General features: G+C 55.5%; 17 protein-coding genes. 10 read left to right on the top strand and 7 right to left on the bottom strand.

What is annotated here, in order from left to right:
- Window positions 1-13 precede the first annotated feature (13 nt).
- From dapF to corA, 6 genes are all read left to right on the top strand, one after another.
- A complete protein-coding gene (dapF, locus tag K6L24_RS20370) occupies window positions 14-838 on the top strand; it encodes a diaminopimelate epimerase (protein WP_118665012.1) in 825 nt (274 codons plus the stop codon).
- The gene (locus tag K6L24_RS20365; protein WP_062748606.1) at window positions 835-1542 is read left to right on the top strand and encodes a DUF484 domain-containing protein; all 708 of its coding nucleotides are present in this window, start codon (window positions 835-837) and stop codon (window positions 1540-1542) included. The genes dapF and K6L24_RS20365 overlap by 4 nt, the downstream gene beginning before the upstream one ends.
- Window positions 1539-2447, top strand: a complete 909-nt coding sequence (gene xerC, locus K6L24_RS20360) for a tyrosine recombinase XerC (protein WP_187510498.1) — start codon at window positions 1539-1541, stop codon at window positions 2445-2447. The genes K6L24_RS20365 and xerC overlap by 4 nt, the downstream gene beginning before the upstream one ends.
- Entirely contained in the window at window positions 2447-3163 is a 717-nt protein-coding gene (yigB, locus tag K6L24_RS20355) for a 5-amino-6-(5-phospho-D-ribitylamino)uracil phosphatase YigB (protein WP_062748610.1), read from the top strand. Before xerC ends, yigB begins: the two co-directional genes overlap by 1 nt.
- Before the next feature lie 60 nt (window positions 3164-3223).
- On the top strand, window positions 3224-5386 hold the full coding sequence (gene uvrD / locus K6L24_RS20350; protein ID WP_062748612.1) for a DNA helicase II: 2163 nt from the start codon (window positions 3224-3226) through the stop codon (window positions 5384-5386).
- A 292-nt stretch (window positions 5387-5678) separates the two neighbouring features.
- Window positions 5679-6638 (top strand): magnesium/cobalt transporter CorA, encoded by a 960-nt coding sequence (corA, locus tag K6L24_RS20345; RefSeq protein ID WP_062748614.1) that lies wholly within the window; start codon window positions 5679-5681, stop codon window positions 6636-6638.
- Between the two features lie 52 nt (window positions 6639-6690).
- Here the strand turns inward: corA and rarD are convergent, their stop codons facing one another.
- Both rarD and K6L24_RS20335 read right to left on the bottom strand, forming a co-directional pair.
- On the bottom strand, window positions 6691-7590 hold the full coding sequence (gene rarD, locus K6L24_RS20340) for an EamA family transporter RarD (protein WP_222681789.1): 900 nt from the start codon (window positions 7588-7590) through the stop codon (window positions 6691-6693).
- A 4-nt stretch (window positions 7591-7594) separates the two neighbouring features.
- Window positions 7595-8065 (bottom strand): thioesterase family protein, encoded by a 471-nt coding sequence (locus tag K6L24_RS20335; protein ID WP_062748619.1) that lies wholly within the window; start codon window positions 8063-8065, stop codon window positions 7595-7597.
- 177 nt (window positions 8066-8242) lie between these two features.
- On the opposite strand from K6L24_RS20335, the gene pldA reads away from it, so the two are divergent.
- Window positions 8243-9121 (top strand): phospholipase A, encoded by an 879-nt coding sequence (gene pldA / locus K6L24_RS20330; RefSeq protein ID WP_062748621.1) that lies wholly within the window; start codon window positions 8243-8245, stop codon window positions 9119-9121.
- Between the two features lie 67 nt (window positions 9122-9188).
- Window positions 9189-11021: an ATP-dependent DNA helicase RecQ gene (gene recQ / locus K6L24_RS20325; RefSeq protein WP_222681788.1), complete on the top strand. Its 1833-nt coding sequence runs from the start codon at window positions 9189-9191 to the stop codon at window positions 11019-11021.
- 99 nt (window positions 11022-11120) lie between these two features.
- Here recQ and rhtB read toward each other — a convergent pair whose 3' ends face one another.
- Window positions 11121-11744: a homoserine/homoserine lactone efflux protein gene (gene rhtB / locus K6L24_RS20320; RefSeq protein ID WP_062748625.1), complete on the bottom strand. Its 624-nt coding sequence runs from the start codon at window positions 11742-11744 to the stop codon at window positions 11121-11123.
- A 114-nt stretch (window positions 11745-11858) separates the two neighbouring features.
- Here rhtB and pldB point away from each other — a divergent pair, with 114 nt between their 5' ends.
- Together pldB and yigL are read left to right on the top strand one after the other, a co-directional pair.
- Window positions 11859-12851, top strand: coding sequence for a lysophospholipase L2 (gene pldB, locus K6L24_RS20315; protein ID WP_062748627.1), 993 nt, complete (start codon window positions 11859-11861; stop codon window positions 12849-12851).
- A 62-nt stretch (window positions 12852-12913) separates the two neighbouring features.
- On the top strand, window positions 12914-13714 hold the full coding sequence (gene yigL, locus K6L24_RS20310; protein WP_118665006.1) for a sugar/pyridoxal phosphate phosphatase YigL: 801 nt from the start codon (window positions 12914-12916) through the stop codon (window positions 13712-13714).
- A 116-nt stretch (window positions 13715-13830) separates the two neighbouring features.
- Here the strand turns inward: yigL and glpQ are convergent, their stop codons facing one another.
- The 4 genes from glpQ to metR all read right to left on the bottom strand — a co-directional run bounded on the left by glpQ (window position 13831) and on the right by metR (window position 18152).
- Window positions 13831-14880, bottom strand: a complete 1050-nt coding sequence (gene glpQ / locus K6L24_RS20305) for a glycerophosphodiester phosphodiesterase (protein WP_062748631.1) — start codon at window positions 14878-14880, stop codon at window positions 13831-13833.
- A gap of 15 nt (window positions 14881-14895) precedes the next feature.
- On the bottom strand, window positions 14896-16242 hold the full coding sequence (gene glpT / locus K6L24_RS20300; RefSeq protein ID WP_062748633.1) for a glycerol-3-phosphate transporter: 1347 nt from the start codon (window positions 16240-16242) through the stop codon (window positions 14896-14898).
- A 365-nt stretch (window positions 16243-16607) separates the two neighbouring features.
- The gene (locus K6L24_RS20295; protein ID WP_062748637.1) at window positions 16608-17081 is read right to left on the bottom strand and encodes a YehS family protein; all 474 of its coding nucleotides are present in this window, start codon (window positions 17079-17081) and stop codon (window positions 16608-16610) included.
- A 132-nt stretch (window positions 17082-17213) separates the two neighbouring features.
- Complete coding sequence (gene metR, locus K6L24_RS20290; protein WP_222681787.1) at window positions 17214-18152, bottom strand: HTH-type transcriptional regulator MetR; 939 nt, start codon at window positions 18150-18152, stop codon at window positions 17214-17216.
- Window positions 18153-18171: the final 19 nt, after the last annotated feature.

Raw genomic sequence — 18171 nt, 5'->3', positions numbered from 1 at the left:
GGCGGAGCAGAAAATGCAGTTCTCAAAAATGCACGGCCTCGGTAACGACTTTATGGTGGTTGATGCCGTGACGCAAAATGTCTATTTTTCACCAGAGCTAATCCGTCGTCTGGCCGATCGTCATCTCGGGATCGGCTTTGATCAGTTGCTGATCGTAGAGCCGCCTTACGATCCGGATCTTGATTTTCATTACCGTATCTTTAACGCCGACGGTAGCGAAGTGTCACAGTGCGGCAACGGGGCACGCTGTTTTGCCCGTTTCGTTCGTCTGAAAGGGCTGACAAATAAAAACGAAATTCGCGTCAGTACGCAAACGGGTCGTATGATCCTCAGCGTCGATCAGGATGAACTGGTGCGGGTGAACATGGGCGAACCTAATTTTGAACCGCAGCAGGTTCCGTTCCGGGCGAATAAAGCAGAAAATATTTATCTGATGCGTGCGGCCGAGCAAACCGTTATGTGCGGCGTCGTGTCGATGGGTAACCCACACTGCGTTTTGCAGGTTGAAAGCGTTAAAACAGCCACGGTTGAGACGCTGGGCCCGGTGCTTGAGAGCCACGAACGCTTTCCCGAGCGTGTTAACGTTGGCTTTATGGAAGTCGTCAGCCGTGAGCACATCCGGCTGCGCGTTTATGAACGCGGGGCAGGGGAAACGCAGGCCTGTGGCAGCGGTGCCTGTGCCGCAGTAGCTGTGGGCATTCAGCAAACGTTGTTAAGTGATAACGTTCGTGTCGACCTGCCCGGTGGCACGTTAAATATTGCCTGGAAAGGGCTCGGACATCCCCTGTATATGACCGGTCCTGCCACTCACGTCTATGACGGATTTATTCATCTATGAAAAATGTTGGAGAACAGCAGGAAGCGGGTGAGGTATTGCTCGACGATCGTACGGTCAGCGAGTTCCTGCTGCAAAATCCAGACTTCTTTATTCGCAATGCCCGTCAGGTCGAGCAGATGGTGGTTCCGCATCCGGTGCGTGGAACGGTGTCGCTGGTGGAGTGGCAGTTAGCGCGCCAGCGCAATCACATTCAGCAGTTAGAAGAAGATATTACCCTGCTGATGGAACAGGCCAGTGCGAATCAGCAGCTGTTTGATCGTCTCTTTGCCCTGCAGGGGCGACTGGCGGCGGCCACCAGCCTGCACGACATGCTCAACCGCCTCCATCGCTGGGCGCGAGAGTTTGGTCTGGCCGGCGCCAATATCCGCCTGTTCAGTGAAAAATGGCGCATTGGCGCACCGTCCGACTTTACACAGCTTGCCCTGTCGCGTCAGGCGTTTGAACCGGTACGCATTCAGCGGCTGGGTAAGCAAACCCACTACCTGGGCAGCCTCAATGGTCCTGAGTTATTGTTACTGCTTCCGCAGGCCAGGGCCATCGGCTCGGTTGCCATGTCGCTGCTGGGTGAAGAGGGCGATCTGGGTGTGCTGATTTTCAGCAGCCGGGACAACCAGCATTATCAGTCAGGCATGGGGACTGTGCTGTTACAGCACCTCTCGCTGATGCTGCCCCAGCTGCTGTCACGCTGGGTTGAACGGGCGTGAACAGCGAATCGCCCCTGCTTCCTTACGTAGAGGGGTTCCTGCGTTATCTGAAGGTTGAGCGCCAGCTCAGTCCGCTGACGCTGACCAGTTATCACCGTCAGCTTAGCGCGGTCATTGGCCTGCTGGACGACTTAAACGTGAGTGACTGGTCCCGGCTGGATGCAGCACGGGTCCGATCCCTGGCCGCCCGCAGCAGCCGCAGTGGGCTGAAGCCCGCCAGCCTGGCGCTTCGTCTTTCCGCATTACGCAGCTTCCTTGACTGGTTGATTAGCCAGGGCGTTATTCAGGCCAATCCGGCGAAAGGCGTTGCCACGCCCAGAGCCCCGCGGCACTTACCCAAAAATATTGATGTCGACGAAGTGAATAAACTGCTGGATATCGACCTCAACGATCCGCTGGCCGTGCGCGATCGCACCATGCTTGAGGTGATGTACGGGGCGGGTTTGCGTTTGTCGGAGCTGGTGGGTATTGACCTTAATCACCTCGATCTGGACTCGGGGGAGGTGTGGGTCATCGGCAAGGGAAGCAAAGAGCGTCGCCTGCCGATAGGCGGAACGGCCGTACGCTGGATCGGGCACTGGCTGGTATTGCGTGAGTTGTTTGTGCCCGAGGATGAGGCGTTATTCCTGTCAAAACAGGGCAAGCGGATCTCGGCACGGAACGTACAAAAAAGGTTTGCCGAGTGGGGAGTAAAACAGGGGCTGTCCAGCCACGTTCATCCCCACAAACTGCGCCACTCTTTCGCCACGCATATGCTCGAATCCAGCGGGGATTTGCGTGCGGTACAGGAGCTGCTGGGGCATGCCAACCTGACCACCACGCAAATCTATACCCATCTCGACTTTCAACACCTGGCGTCGGTTTACGATGCTGCCCATCCCCGTGCAAAACGAGGAAAATCCTGATGCACTTCTACCGACCTTTACGCCCTGTCGCGGCCATGACCTTCGATCTTGATGACACGCTGTATGACAATCTTCCGGTGATCCGCCGCACCACTGAGGAGTCCCACAGTGCACTACAGGCGTATCATCCTGCTCTGAACGACTTCAGTGTGCTGCAGTATCAGCAGGTGCGCGATCGCCTGCTGGCGGCTGAACCCGACATTTACCACGACGTCAGCGAATGGCGGCGTCGTGCCGTAGAACAGTCGATGCTGGATGTGGGTCTCACCTCCGCGCAGGCGGTGAAAGGTTCCCGCGACGTGATGGCCGTGTTTGCCCGCTGGCGCAGCAAGATCGACATACCCGAAGAGACGCACGCCACGCTGGCGGCGCTGGCACAGCGTATTCCCCTGGTGGCAATCACCAACGGTAACGCGGAACCACACCTGTGTGGCCTGCAACAGTACTTCCGTTTCACCCTGCGGGCCGGGCCGGATGGGCGTGCCAAGCCCTATCAGGATATGTATCAGGCCGCCGCCGGCCGGTTAAACCTGGCACCTGAGCACATTCTGCACGTCGGAGATGACCTTATCACCGACGTCGCGGGGGCGATACGCTGTGGGATGCAGGCATGCTGGATTAACCCGCATCGGGCTAACCTGATGCAGAGCAAAGATTCCCGTCTGCTGCCGACGCTGGAAATTTCGCAGTTGGCATCGCTGACTGCGCTGATATAATAAGCTGGTTAAATATCCAGTGGGCGGCCTGATGCTGCCCCCGATCCCCGACGGTGCCTTATGGACGTTTCAGACCTGCTCGACAGCTTGAATGACAAACAACGCGAAGCCGTGGCTGCGCCGCGCAGTAACCTGCTGGTGCTGGCCGGCGCAGGGAGTGGTAAAACCCGCGTACTGGTTCATCGCATTGCCTGGCTGATGGCCGTGGAGAACTGCTCCCCCTATTCGATCATGGCGGTGACCTTCACTAACAAAGCGGCGGCAGAGATGCGCCACCGCATTGAACAGCTGATCGGTACCAGCCAGGGCGGGATGTGGATCGGCACCTTCCATGGCCTGGCACACCGTCTTCTGCGTGCACATCACCTGGATGCGAATCTGCCGCAGGACTTTCAGATCCTCGACAGCGAAGATCAGCTGCGGCTGCTCAAGCGGCTGATCAAAGCGATGAATCTGGATGAGAAGCAGTGGCCCGCACGGCAGGGGATGTGGTACATCAACGGCAAAAAAGACGAAGGCCTGCGTCCGAAACATATTGAAAGCTACGGGAATCCGATAGAGCAGACCTGGCTGCGTATTTATCAGGCCTATCAGGAAGCCTGCGATCGGGCCGGGCTGGTGGATTTTGCCGAACTGTTATTGCGCGCTCATGAGCTGTGGCTGAACAAGCCGCACATCCTTAATCACTATCGTGAACGTTTTACCAATATCCTCGTCGACGAATTTCAGGATACCAACAACATCCAGTATGCGTGGATCCGTATGTTAGCGGGTGACACGGGTAAAGTGATTATCGTGGGAGACGATGACCAGTCTATCTATGGCTGGCGCGGAGCGCAGGTGGAAAATATCCAGCGTTTCCTCAAAGACTTCCCCGGGGCGGAGACGATCCGTCTGGAGCAGAACTATCGCTCGACCAACAATATTCTGAAAGCCGCCAATGCCCTGATCGCCAATAACAGCGGGCGACTGGGTAAAGAGCTGTGGACGGAAGACAGCGACGGTGAACAGATTGCCATCTATTGTGCGTTCAACGAGCTGGATGAAGCCCGTTTCGTGGTTAACCGCATTAAGGTGTGGATGGAGAATGGCGGCGCGCTGAATGACTGCGCGATTCTCTATCGCAGTAACGCCCAGTCGCGTGTGCTGGAAGAGGCCCTGCTGCAAACCAGTATGCCTTACAGGATTTACGGCGGGATGCGCTTCTTCGAACGTCAGGAGATTAAAGATGCCCTGGCCTATCTGCGTTTGATCTCCAACCGTAACGATGATGCCGCCTTCGAACGTGTAGTGAATACGCCCACGCGGGGGATCGGGGATCGTACGCTCGACGTGGTCCGGCAGACCTCACGCGAACGCCAGCTGACACTGTGGCAAACCGCGCGCGTGCTCCTGCAGGAGAAAGCGCTGGCCGGGCGTGCTGCCTCTGCGCTGCAGCGTTTTACCGAACTGGTCGACTCACTGGCACAGGAAACGGCCGAGATGCCCCTGCACGTTCAGACCGATCGGGTCATTAAAGATTCCGGCCTGTGGCTGATGTACGAGCAGGAAAAGGGCGAGAAAGGCCAGGCACGTATCGAAAACCTTGAGGAACTGGTTAACGCCACGCGGCAATACGCCTATCAGGATGAGGATCAGGACCTGATGCCGCTTCAGGCGTTTCTGTCCCATGCCGCCCTGGAAGCCGGTGAAGGCCAGGCTGACAAATGGCAGGACGCGGTTCAGCTGATGACCATGCATGCGGCTAAAGGGCTGGAGTTTATGCAGGTCTTTATCGTCGGTATGGAAGAAGGCATGTTCCCCAGCCAGATGTCGCTGGACGAAGGCGGTCGTCTGGAAGAGGAACGCCGTCTGGCCTATGTTGGCGTGACGCGTGCCATGCAGAAGCTGACGCTGACCTATGCTGAAACCCGCCGGCTTTATGGTAAGGAAGTGTATCACCGACCGTCGCGGTTTATCGGAGAGCTGCCGGAGGCGTGCGTGGAAGAAGTCCGCCTGCGTGCCAGCGTCAGCCGCCCGGTCAATCATCAGCGAATGGGTACACCGATCGCGAAAAACGACAGTGGGTTCGCCCTTGGCCAGCGGGTACACCACGCCAAATTTGGTGAGGGTACCATCGTCAACCTGGAAGGCAGCGGCGAACACAGTCGTTTGCAGGTGGCCTTCCAGGGGCAGGGCATTAAGTGGCTGGTGGCGGCCTATGCCAAACTGGAAGCCATGTGACAGCCGGAAGGGCGCATGGCCCTGCTTGACGGCTTTTTAGTCTCAGCGTAACATGCGCCCACCATTACCCTAAGAGGACATTCGCCTTGGACACACCCAGTACATACTGGCTCATTGACCTGCATTCCAGGTGCAACTCCTAAGGCTATCCTCTTCTGCCGATAGCCTTCGTGGTTGTTGGCGACTGTTCTTCCCGTCGCTCTGAGTCAGTGGTGATCGCTGACTGAAACATCTGTTTCCCGTGTTCAAGCGCTCTGTCCCATTTTGTTACTGTGAATTGGGAGTACAGCTTATGTTGAGCGCATTTAAACTCGACCAAAATCGCCTGACCCGCCTTGAACTGGATGAGAGTGAAGCCAGGGACGAGCTGACCGGTTCCGTCTGGGTGGATTTGATCGAACCGGAAGACGCTGAACGAGATCGGGTGCAAACCGAGCTGGGTCAGAGCCTGGCTACTCGTCCTGAACTGGAAGACATCGAGGCCTCGGCGCGTTTCTTTGAAGATGAAGACGGCCTGCACATTCACTCCTTCTTCTTTTATGAAGATGCTGACGACCACGCCGGTAACTCAACGGTGGCGTTTACGATTCGTGAAGGGCGCCTCTACACGCTGCGCGAACGTGAACTTCCGGCGTTTCGCCTTTACCGCATGCGAGCCCGTAACCAGGTGCTCACCGACGGTAATGCCTATGAGCTGCTGCTCGATCTGTTCGAAACCAAAATTGAACAGCTGGCAGATGAGATCGAGAATATCTATAGCGATCTGGAAAAGCTGAGCCGCGTGATTATGGAGGGGCAGCAGGGTGATGCCTTTGATGAGGCGCTGTCGACGCTGGCAGAGCTGGAGGATATCGGCTGGAAGGTACGCCTGTGCCTGATGGATACTCAGCGCGCCCTGAATTTCCTGGTGCGCAAGGCGCGACTGCCGGGCAATCAGCTGGAGCAGGCGCGTGAGATTTTGCGCGATATCGAATCTCTGCTGCCGCATAACGAATCCCTGTTCCAGAAGGTCAACTTCCTGATGCAGGCGGCGATGGGCTTTATCAACATCGAACAGAACCGCATTATCAAAATCTTCTCGGTGGTTTCGGTCGTTTTCCTGCCGCCTACGCTGGTGGCGTCCAGTTACGGCATGAACTTTGAGTTTATGCCTGAACTGAAGTGGAGTTTTGGTTATCCTGGCGCGATTACCCTGATGATTCTGGCCGGTCTGGCGCCTTACGCTTACTTTAAGCGCAAGAACTGGCTGTAAGCGTCATCAGAGCAAAAAAATCGCCCCAGGGGGCGATTTTTTATAGCGGAATTCAGATGCGTTGTGCAGTTTGCCGCCGCAATGACCACAGGGCATCAGCAATAAACAGTGCCAGAGCGGCCCAGATAAAGCCAAAGGTGACCAGTTTATCCGGCGTCATCTTCTCGCCATAGAACAGCACCGCCAGCAGGAACATCAGCGTTGGCCCCAGATACTGGAAAAAGCCGACGGTGGAGAGCTTCAGACGGGTACAGGCTGCGGTAAACAGCATCAGTGGAACGGTGGTAATCACGCCTGCCGCTGCCAGTAACAGGTTCAGACTCATCGGATTGTTACCCAGATGACTGGTCGCGCTGTCGGTGAGAGCAAACAGGTAAACGGCCGCAGGAAGAAGAAGCCAGCTGGTTTCAATCAGCATCCCTGTCTGGGCGTCGACGGCAATTTTTTTGCGCAACAGGCCATAAAACGAGAAGCTGGTGGCCAGGCCAAGGGCAATCGCTGGCACCGAACCAAACTGCCACACCTGAATCAACACCCCGCAGCCAGCCAGCGCTACGGCCAGCCACTGCAGGCGGCGGAAACGTTCACCAAGAAACAGCATCCCCACCAGCACATTTAACAGCGGGTTAATAAAATAACCCAGGCTGGCTTCCAGCATGTGGTGGTTATTGACCGCCCATATGTACAGTAACCAGTTACTACAAACCACTACCGCAGAAAGCGCCAGCAACAACACTTTTTTGGGATGCTTAAGTAGCGTTCGCACGCTGCGCCAGTTACGGCTGACGGTGATCAGTACCAGCATAAAGAAAAATGACCAAATCACCCGGTGAGTCATGATCTCGCCGGGCGCGACCTGCTGGATCAGTTTGAAATAGACCGGAGCAATCCCCCAGATAAAATAGGCTCCCAGCGCAAATATAATGCCCTGACGCGTCTGCTGTGGATTCATTACGTTATCCAATCATGTATGTGGCGGTGGCACTGGCAATATGGACGCCAGCGTCATTATGCAGTTCCACGCGCGCCACTGACACTTTATTCCCGCCGCGCAGCAGACTGCTGCTGGCAATGAACCGTTCTCCACGGCCGGGACGCAGGTAATCCACCCGGAGATCGATGGTGCCCATACGCGATAAACGCTGACGCAACTCTTCTTCTGTGATGCTCTCCTGTCGCGTTAGCGCCGCGGTGACGCAGACCAGACCGGCGGCAACATCCAGTACGGAAGCGATCACGCCTCCGTGCAGAATTTTTTGCGCAGCGTTACCGACCAGCATTGTCTGGTTTGCCAGGCTCAGTTCGGCGTAGTCCGACTCCAGACGATCCAGCGCCAGCCCCAGCGCGCGGTTAAAGGGCATGTGGTAAACAAAAATCTCACCGATCAGGCGACGAGCGGCAGTCTGATCCATAGGTACTGCTGACATTATCGGGTCTTCCTGTAAAACAAAATGAAAGAAAATCAGGTTAATGGAATGTGTATATTATGCTTCGTTACCCGTGCTTTCCACTTTCGCAAATCAGCACTAATCTCTCAGGATTTTTCTGTGTAGAATGGCGTGCTTTTTATTCACTTATTCAATTTGCCTCTCTGGGAGATCGCTATGGCTCTGCTGAAAGGATTGCTGGCGTCAGCAATTCTGTTTCCGACGTTAGTACTGGCGCAGGAAGCCACGGTAAAAGAAGTGCATGACCAGCCAGCCGTGCGTGGCAGTATTATCGCCAACTTACTGGAGAAGCATGACAACCCCTTTATCCTGTTTCCTTATGAAAACAACTATCTGCTGTATACCGATACCAGCAATATCAACAAGGACGCGATCGAGTCTTACGACTGGGGTAACAAAGCCAAGCACGATGAAGTGAAGTTCCAGCTGAGTCTGGCCTTCCCACTGTGGCGCGGCATTCTTGGTGATAACTCTGTGCTGGCGGCGTCCTATACTCAGCGATCCTGGTGGCAGCTTTCCAACCGGGGTGCCTCATCGCCATTCCGCGAAACCAACTATGAGCCACAGATCTTCCTCGGCTGGGCAACGGACTACAGTTTTGCCGGCTGGACGCTGCGCGATGTGGAGACGGGCCTCAACCACCAGTCTAATGGGCGTTCAGATCCCACGTCACGAAGCTGGAACCGGGTGTATGCCCGTCTGATGGCGCAGAATGGAAACTGGATGGTGGAAGCGAAACCCTGGTTCCGCCTTCCAGAGAGTGAAAATAACGATGATAACCCTGATATCACTAAGTACATGGGGTATTATCGCCTGACGGTAGGTTACCAGATGGGTGACAGCATCTTCAGCGTAAGAAGCAACTACAACTGGAACAGCGGCTACGGTGGCGCTGAACTGGGGTGGAGCTATCCGCTTACCGATCATGTGCGTTTTTACACGCAGGTGTTTAGTGGTTACGGCGAATCGCTCATCGACTATAACCACCGTCAAACGCGCGTCGGTGTCGGCGTGACGCTCAACGACCTGTTCTAAGGTTGTCGTGACCGGGGCGTGCAGATGCCCCGGCCAGAATTTTTGTCATTACAGATTTGGGGACGATGTGTCTACGGCAGCAGTGATCAACAAAGAAACGCTGGCAGAGCAGGTATTACGTGAGACCTTCGGCTATCAGCAGTTTCGCCCTGGACAACAGAACATCATTCAGGAATCGCTGAACGGGCGTGACTGTCTGGTAGTGATGCCAACCGGCGGAGGAAAATCCCTCTGCTATCAGATCCCTGCGCTGGTGCGCGAAGGCCTGACGCTGGTGGTGTCACCGCTGATCTCGCTGATGAAAGATCAGGTGGATCAACTGCTGGCCAACGGTGTATCGGCTGCGTGCCTTAACTCGACGCAAAATCGTGAAGAGCAGCAAGAGGTGATGGCCGGGTGCCGAACTGGCAGAATTCGCCTGCTCTACATCGCCCCTGAACGCCTGATGATGGACAACTTCCTTGAGCAGTTGATGCACTGGAACCCGGCCATGCTGGCGGTGGATGAAGCCCACTGCATTTCCCAGTGGGGGCATGATTTCCGCCCTGAATACGGTGCGCTGGGCCAGCTGCGTCAGCGGCTGCCTGATGTGCCGGTGATGGCACTGACCGCCACCGCTGATGAAACCACCCGTAACGATATCGCCCGGCTGCTACAGCTGAACGATCCGCTGATCCAGATCAGCAGCTTTGACCGGCCGAATATTCGTTACACACTGGTGGAAAAATTCAAACCGACCGAACAGCTGCTGCGCTACGTGCAGGATCAGCGCGGTAAGTGCGGCATCATTTACTGTAACAGCCGGGCAAAGGTGGAAGACACCGCCGCCCGACTGCAAAGCCGTGGCCTCAGCGTCGGGGCTTATCATGCCGGTATGGATAACGCGCATCGCGCCCACGTACAGGAAGCCTTCCAGCGTGATGACCTGCAAATCGTCGTCGCGACCGTGGCTTTTGGTATGGGGATCAACAAACCCAACGTCCGTTTTGTGGTGCACTTCGATATCCCGCGCAACATTGAATCCTACTATCAGGAAACCGGCCGTGCCGGGCGTGATGGTCTGCCTGCCGAGGCGCTGCTGCTGTACGATCCGGCTGATATGGCCTGGCTGCGTAAGTGCCTTGAGGAGAAAGCGCCGGGGCCGCTGCAGGATATTGAGCGGCATAAGCTGAATGCGATGGGAGCCTTTGCAGAAGCGCAGACCTGCCGTCGCCTGGTGTTGCTGAACTACTTTGGTGAAGGCCGGCAGCAGGCCTGTGACAACTGCGATATTTGCCTCGATCCGCCGCGCCGTTATGATGGTCTGGTGGAGGCACAAAAAGCACTCTCCTGTATCTATCGTGTTGGACAGCGCTTCGGCATGGGCTATATCGTTGAAATCCTGCGCGGGGCGAATAACCAGCGAATTCGTGACATGCAGCACGATAAATTACCGGTGTATGGCATTGGCCGTGAGCAGAGCCACGAGCACTGGACCAGCGTGCTGCGGCAGCTGATTCATCTGGGGCTGGTGACGCAAAATATTGCCATGCATTCGGCTTTACAGCTGACGGAAGCTGCGCGGCCGACGCTGCGCGGCGAAGTGCCGCTGATGCTGGCCGTACCGCGCCTGGCCACCATTAAGCCGCGCAACAGCAGCCAGAAATCCTACGCCGGTAGCTATGACCGCAAGCTGTTTGCAAAGCTGCGTAAGCTGCGTAAGTCGATAGCAGACGATGTGAACGTGCCGCCGTACGTGGTATTTAACGATGCAACACTGATTGAAATGGCCGAACAGATGCCGCTGACGGCATCAGAGATGCTGAGTGTGAACGGGGTCGGACAGAAGAAGCTGGAGCGCTTTGGTAAGCCATTCCTGGTGATGATCAAAGAGCATGTCGACGGTGTGGACGAGGATTAATAATTCACCCGGGCCAATTTTTCCGGCCGTGATGTCGATTCAACCGTTCGCCATAATATCCCGTAGGGGCCGACCTTCTTTTACGGTCGGCCCGTGTTGTCAGGCGATCCTGCGTGCAGACGCCAGCAGTGCCCCCACCGCAATAAACAAACCCCCAAATATCCGGTTAAGCAATTTCATCTGATGCGGACCTTTGATCCACACAGCAATGCGCGTCGCCAGCGTGGCATAACCAATCATCACGATAATATCGACCACCACGGTGGTGATGCCCAGCACCAGGTACTGCATCGCCTGCGGCTGGTGTGGCAGGATAAACTGCGGGAACAGTGCGGCCAGAAACACAATGCTTTTCGGGTTCGTCAGGTTCACCAGCACTGCGCGTTTAAACAGCCTGCGGCGTGGCATCGCTTTTGCCACGGCGTTCAGGTCGATAGCCCCGGCGGAGCGCCACTGCTGGATGCCCAGCCAGACCAGATAGGCGGCTCCCGCCCACTTCAGGATCTCAAAGGCCAGGAGTGACTGTGAAAACAGCGCGCCCAGACCAATACCCACCAGCACAATGTGCAGCGACAGGCCGACCTGAAGGCCGGAAATTGACGCGACGGCGCCACGGTAGCCGTGGCTGATCCCGGTACTCATGGTATTGATAGCCCCGGAGCCCGGCGACAAACTTAAAATACAGGTTGTTAACAGATAGGTCAGCCACCACTCGATGGTCATGGGTAAAGCTCCCGAAAAACGCTCATTTGTGACACAATACGTTATTGTTGAACATGGCGCTATGGGGAACCCTGCTCCTTTTTTTAGGGCAATGCCCCTTCTGGAAAAAGTCCGATGGAACATCATAAACACAACTGGCTGACGCGTGAAAAGGCCTTCGCGGCTTTTGCCACCGGCCCGTTGCTGGATTTCTGGAAGCTGCGCGAAGAGGGCGAATTTGCGGGTGTCGAAAACGTGCCGATCCGCTATGTGCGCTTCATCTCGCCGCAACACGATAAAGTTATCCTGCTTTGCCCGGGGCGTATTGAAAGCTATGTGAAATACCCGGAGCTGGCCTATGATCTGTTCCACAGTGGCTACGATGTGATCATTATGGATCATCGGGGACAGGGGCGATCGGGGCGTCTGCTGCAGGATTCACACCGTGGTCATGTCGTCGAGTTTGAAGATTATGTCGATGATCTGGAAACGCTCTATCTGAAAGAGATTGTGGCCCGTCACTACCGCCATCGCTATGCGCTGGCCCATTCGATGGGCGGGGCAATACTGGCCCTGATGCTGGCACGACAGCCTGCGGCGTTTAATGCCGTAGCGCTCGCGTCACCGATGTTCGGTATTTTTCTGCCCATGCCCTTATGGATGGCCCATTCGATCCTTAACTGGGCGGAAAAATACCCGGCTATGCGCGAAGGCTATGCGCTGGGCACCGGGAAATGGCATGCCCGACCGTTTGCCATCAATGAACTTACGCACAGTCGCGAACGCTATCGCCGTAATCTGCGCTTTTATGCCGACGACCCGGGACTGCGGGTGGGCGGCCCGACCTATCACTGGGTGCGCGAAGGGGTACGTGCCGGGCACAGTATTTTAAGCCAGGCAGCACAGATATCGACGCCCCTGCTGCTGCTGCAGGCCGCTGACGATAAAGTCGTTGATAACCGTGCTCAGGATCTGTTTTGTCAGACGATGGTGGCTGCAGGCCAGCCCTGTGAAGGCGGCAGACCGATGGTGATTGAGGGGGCCCGCCATGAGATCCTGTTCGAAAAAGACAGCATGCGCGCCAGAGCGCTGGATGCCATCCTGGCCTTTTTTTCCCGCCACCCCTGAGCGGGCAGAATGCTATACCGGTGGGTGATGCTGCCCGTCAGAACATATTAACCAGAGGTGTTATGTACCGTATTGTTGCTTCAGACCTGGATGGCACGCTGCTGTCACCCGACCACACGCTCTCTTCCTATGCTCGCGAGACATTGCAGTTGCTGACCCGCAAAGGCATACATTTTGTCTTCGCTACGGGCCGCCACTATATTGACGTGGCCCAAATGCGCGACAGTCTGGGTATTGATGCCTATATGATCACTTCCAACGGCGCGCGCGTGCACAACACGGCGGGTGAGCTGGTGTTCAGCCATAATCTTGATGAAGATATTGCGCTTGAGTTGTTTGCTCTGCAGCACACCAACCCGGATATTTATACCAACGTGTACCGGGATGAAGAGTGGTTCCTGAACCGTCACCGCCCGGATGAGATGGATTTTTTCCGCGAGTCTGACTTCAACTACCAGGTTTATCAGCCCGGGCAACTGGCGACCGACGGCATCAGCAAGGTGTTCTTTACCTGTGCGATCCCTGAACTGCTGGTCCCGCTTGAGCAGGCGCTGATGGCGCGCTGGGGCGATCGGGTGAACGTCAGCTTCTCACTGCCAACCTGTCTGGAAGTGATGGCTGGTGGCGTATCGAAAGGACATGCGCTGGACGCAGTCTCTAAATCACTGGGTTATTCACTGCAGGAGTGCATCGCCTTCGGGGATGGCATGAATGATAAAGAGATGCTCAGTATGGCAGGCAAAGGTTGCATCATGAGTAACTCTCACCAGCGCCTGAAAGATATCCTGCCTGAACTGGAAGTGATCGGTTCGAATGCAGACCAGGCCGTGCCCAACTACCTGCGTAAGTTATTTAACGTCTGACGGGATGCAGGAGCCGGGCGCTCCGCTGTTCAGCCAGCAATACTGGGCGTTAGCGGTCGACCTTTTTTCCTTGTCCCTCTTCCGGGCCGATCGTGTTTTGCGATCGGCCCTTTGGTTTAGCGTTTCAGGAAGTGAACGGCCTTATCCGGGAAGTCAGTGAACAGACCATCGACTCCGGCTTTGTTGTACAGCAGGTCGTAGAGCTGGTCGACGTTGCTGACGTAAGGCGGTAACTGGTCTGCCCGCACGGTATAAGGGTGCACCACCAGATGATTCTGGTGTGCCTCCTGCACCATGCCGGTCAGCGTGACCTTGCCTGTTTTAGCGCCTTCAGCCACCAGCATATGGTAGTCAGGCCCGATACCGTCGGCATACTGCGCGAGGGTTTTCATCGCCCCGGGTTTAAACATCCAGTCGTAATCGTAGTTCACCCACTGACCGTTTCGCTGCTCCTGCGTTTCGTCCCATTTGGTATAGGCGATCAGCTGAACCAGTTTCAGGTTCATACCGCGCTGCGGCTCCAGTTCGGTCTTGATACGCTTCACTTCGTTAAAGTCAAAGCACTGTAAAAAGACCTTATCGTTTTTGCCGGTGTAACCGTACTGTTTCAGCACATCCAGCACTTTTGCTGAGATATCCTTTCCTTCTTTACGGTGGAACCACGGGGCTTTGATCTCAGTATAAATACCGATATTCCTGCCCGTTGAGTGGTTCAGCCCCTGGATAAACTCCAGTTCCTCCTCGAAGGTGTGGACGCGGAAGTCTGATTTACCCATCGGGAAACGCCCCGGGAAGGTCTGGACTTTTTTACCCTGTTCCAGGCTGAAGCCTTCAGTGAAGGCCAGGCTTTTTATCTCGGCAAGGGTAAAATCAATGGCGTAATAACGCCCGTCGGCCCGCGCACGGTGCGGGAAGCGGCTGGCAACGTCGGTCACGCGATCGAGATAGTGGTCATGCAGCACCACCAGACGATCGTCTTTGGTCATCACCAAATCCTGCTCAAGGTAATCAGCCCCCTGCGCGTAAGCCATCGCTTTCGCCGGCAGGCTGTGCTCAGGCAGGTAGCCACTGGCACCGCGATGGGCAATCACCAGCGGTGAGGTACTCGCGGCTGTCGCCGCGAGTGAGGTGGTCAGTAACACGGTTGCGATAACGTTTTTCAACATAATTACCCGTCCCGATCAGAGTGAGGTCAGTCGCTGTTTGTGTTTTTTCTCGCTCATCATGGTCATCGCCAGCAGGATCACTGCCAGCACACAGCCGCCGATCATGATGATAAAGCCGCCGTCCCAGCCGAAGTAATCGACGGTGTAACCGACGATAGCGCTGGCGGCAACGGAGCCTCCCAGGTAGCCAAACAGACCGGTAAAGCCGGCGGCGGTTCCCGCTGCTTTTTTCGGTGCCAGCTCAAGGGCATGCAGGCCAATCAGCATTACCGGACCATAGATCAGGAAGCCAATCACCATCATACAGGCCATATCCACGCCAGGGTTACCTGCCGGGTTCATCCAGTACACGACAGTGGCGATGGTCACCAGCACCATAAAGAATACGCCGGTGGCACCACGGTTGCCTTTGAAGACCTTGTCGGACATCCAGCCACACAGCAGCGTGCCGGGAATACCTGCGTATTCGTAGAAGAAGTAAGCCCACGAGGATTTATCCAGCGTAAAGTGTTTCACTTCTTTCAGGTAGGTCGGTGACCAGTCGAGAATGCCGTAGCGCAGCAGATAAACAAACACGTTGGCCAGAGCGATATACCACAGCAGCTTGTTCGGCAGAATGTACTGCATAAAGATCTGCTTTGCGGTCAGCTCGTCTTCATGTTTTTCGTCGTAGTCAGGCGGGAAGTCATTTTTGTACTCTTCAATCGGCGGCAGGCCACAGGATTGCGGCGTATCGCGCATCAGCGCAAAGGCAATAAGCGCGATGAGAATGGCCCCGAAGGCAGGCATATACAGCGCGGCTTTCCAGTCGTTAAACCAGGCCATACCCAGCAGGAAAAGCAGAGGGGGGATGCCGCCACCGACGTTATGCGCACAGTTCCAGACGGAAACGATGCCGCCGCGCTCTTTCTGTGACCACCAGTGCACCATGGTACGACCGCACGGCGGCCAGCCCATCCCCTGGAACCATCCGCAGAGGAATAACAGAACAAACATCACCATAATGCTGGACGTGGCCCAGGGAACGAAGCCCATAAACAGCATCACAGCAGCAGCCAGGATCAGACCGGCAGGCAGGAAAACGCGGGGGTTGGAGCGATCAGACACCGAACCCATGATGAATTTTGAAAAACCGTAGGCGATAGAGATACCGGACAGCGCAAAGCCCAGATCGCCGCGTGAGAAGCCCTGTTCTACCAGGTAGGGCATCGCCAGGGCGAAGTTTTTACGCACCAGATAATAGGCAGCGTAACCGAAGAATATCCCCAGAAATATCTGCCAGCGTAGCTTGCGGTATAACGGATCAACGCGGCTGTCATCAACGCGGGGCTGATGTGCAGCGGGTTTGAAAAAACTTAACATTTTGGCCTCCCATGGCTCGAAAGTCTGTTATCCGGCTTCGAATGCGCAGATAAAGGAAACATTAACCCGAGTCATCAGGGGTAAATGTTCTATTTCGCGCATAGCGTAGTCGTTATCAGAAAAGCTGACTGTGAAGAAAGGCGCAAATGTTACAGTTTTATGACGGAATGGCTATATCTACATCACAAATTGGTGATTTATTTTCACCATGAAACTATAAAATGTGATTATAGTCACAAAAGTAATTCCATGCCGTGAGTGGGGTTTCGTTTGGTGAGTGAAAATGTTCTAAAAGGAAGATGGCAGGACTGATGGTGAGTGCAAAGATTAACGCCATCAGGTGACGTTAATCTGCCATGGAGACGTTATGCTTTTTTGGCCGGACGGATTTTCATGGTCAGGCCCTTGAGGAAATTACGCAGGATCTGGTCGCCACACTCGCGGTAATTTTTATGCCCAGGTTTACGGAAGATAGCACCAATCTCTGACTGTCCTACCGCAAAATCAGCACTTTTCAGCAGTTCCAGAATATCAGTGGTTTTCAGGTCAAAGGCCACACGCAGCTTCTTCATCAGAATGTTGTTGGTCATTTTACGTTCAATGGAAGGGGCGGGGGCATCTTCGCTTTTACCGCGACGCTCAAAAATCAGGCCATTGAGAAAGTAACCCATGATGACATCGGGGCAGGGGCGGAAGCCGGCTTCATCCTCTTTTTTCAGGAAGCTGTGTACTTCGGCTTCGGTCACTTCGCTCTCTGCCAGCGCCAGAATGCTTACCACTTTAGCATCGCTCAGATTCAGCATGTAACGCACGCTGCGCAGGACATCGTTATTGGTCATAGGGTCTCTCTGTAGTGAAACAATTGCAGTGCGCGCAGTATAACCCGTCATACCTCAGGCTGCATCTGCGTTAGCGGATTGCGCTGACCTGAGGCGCTCCTCTCCACCAGCGTTTCGCCGACGGCCAAAGCCTTACGAAGGGCTGACGTACGGGTGGGGAATACCCGGACGCGAGGCATCGCGCACCCGTGGTAAATGATCGCAGGCGTGCTGACGGGCAGAACGAATAAAGGCCTCCACGACCGGCTGGCGCTGTTCGCCGTCGCGTACTGCAGCGTACAGTCGGCTCCAGAGTCCTTCCCCTAAGGCTTTGGTGACCACCAGTCCCTGATGCTCGAAACTCTCCACCACCCAGTGTGGCAGCGCGGCAATGCCCATCTGCGCTGAAACCATCTGGATCAGCAGCAGCGTATTATCCACGCTTTTTAGCGTCGGGCTGACGCCAGCGGGCTGCAGAAAATGCCGCCAGATATCCAGACGCTGTCGCTGTACCGGATAGATTAGCAACACTTCACGGGCCAGATCCTCGGGGGAAATATGGACTTTCTGTGCCAGGGGATGGTCAGGTGCCAGCACCAGGCGTACCTCAAAATCAAACATCGGCGCATAGAACAGACCGCTACGCGGCAAAATATCCGATGTCAGTACCACATCGAGTTCACCCTGCTGAAGGGCAGGCTGCGGATCGAACGTGACACCTGATTTGAAATCCATCACCACCTGCGGCCAGCTCTGGCGGAAATTGTTCAGTGCGGGGGTCAGCCACTGGATACAGCTATGGCACTCAATCGCGATACGCAGCGTGGTCTGGTGAGGTTCATGGCAGGCCTGCAGCGCCTGCTGGATCTGCGGCAACACCTGCTCCGCCAGCTGCAACAAAATTTCGCCCTGAGGAGTAAAACGCAGAGGCTGGCTTTTACGCACAAACAGCCGGAAACCGAGACGCTGCTCCAGGTCACTGAACTGATGAGATAACGCTGACTGCGTTTGATGCAGCTGAGCCGCTGCTGCGGCAAGCGAACCTGTCGTTCGCAGGGCCTGCAATGTCCGCAGGTGTTTAAGTTCGATCATGAGAGTCCTTCACATCGAC

The sequence above is a fragment of the Erwinia persicina genome (assembly GCF_019844095.1).
GTDB classification, from domain to species: Bacteria; Pseudomonadota; Gammaproteobacteria; order Enterobacterales; family Enterobacteriaceae; genus Erwinia; species Erwinia persicina.
This window is presented reverse-complemented; position numbering and strand designations above follow the sequence as displayed.

What these genes read in the sequence shown, in the direction of transcription:
- yigL (WP_118665006.1), top strand. Translation starts at nt 12,914, where the DNA reads ATGTACCGTATTGTTGCTTCAGACCTGGATGGCACGCTGCTGTCACCC.
- glpT (WP_062748633.1), bottom strand. Translation starts at nt 16,242, where the DNA reads ATGTTAAGTTTTTTCAAACCCGCTGCACATCAGCCCCGCGTTGATGAC.
- K6L24_RS20365 (WP_062748606.1), top strand. Translation starts at nt 835, where the DNA reads ATGAAAAATGTTGGAGAACAGCAGGAAGCGGGTGAGGTATTGCTCGAC.
- rarD (WP_222681789.1), bottom strand. Translation starts at nt 7,590, where the DNA reads ATGAATCCACAGCAGACGCGTCAGGGCATTATATTTGCGCTGGGAGCC.
- pldB (WP_062748627.1), top strand. Translation starts at nt 11,859, where the DNA reads ATGGAACATCATAAACACAACTGGCTGACGCGTGAAAAGGCCTTCGCG.
- yigB (WP_062748610.1), top strand. Translation starts at nt 2,447, where the DNA reads ATGCACTTCTACCGACCTTTACGCCCTGTCGCGGCCATGACCTTCGAT.
- dapF (WP_118665012.1), top strand. Translation starts at nt 14, where the DNA reads ATGCAGTTCTCAAAAATGCACGGCCTCGGTAACGACTTTATGGTGGTT.
- uvrD (WP_062748612.1), top strand. Translation starts at nt 3,224, where the DNA reads ATGGACGTTTCAGACCTGCTCGACAGCTTGAATGACAAACAACGCGAA.
- K6L24_RS20335 (WP_062748619.1), bottom strand. Translation starts at nt 8,065, where the DNA reads ATGTCAGCAGTACCTATGGATCAGACTGCCGCTCGTCGCCTGATCGGT.
- glpQ (WP_062748631.1), bottom strand. Translation starts at nt 14,880, where the DNA reads ATGTTGAAAAACGTTATCGCAACCGTGTTACTGACCACCTCACTCGCG.
- K6L24_RS20295 (WP_062748637.1), bottom strand. Translation starts at nt 17,081, where the DNA reads ATGACCAATAACGATGTCCTGCGCAGCGTGCGTTACATGCTGAATCTG.
- pldA (WP_062748621.1), top strand. Translation starts at nt 8,243, where the DNA reads ATGGCTCTGCTGAAAGGATTGCTGGCGTCAGCAATTCTGTTTCCGACG.
- metR (WP_222681787.1), bottom strand. Translation starts at nt 18,152, where the DNA reads ATGATCGAACTTAAACACCTGCGGACATTGCAGGCCCTGCGAACGACA.
- corA (WP_062748614.1), top strand. Translation starts at nt 5,679, where the DNA reads ATGTTGAGCGCATTTAAACTCGACCAAAATCGCCTGACCCGCCTTGAA.
- rhtB (WP_062748625.1), bottom strand. Translation starts at nt 11,744, where the DNA reads ATGACCATCGAGTGGTGGCTGACCTATCTGTTAACAACCTGTATTTTA.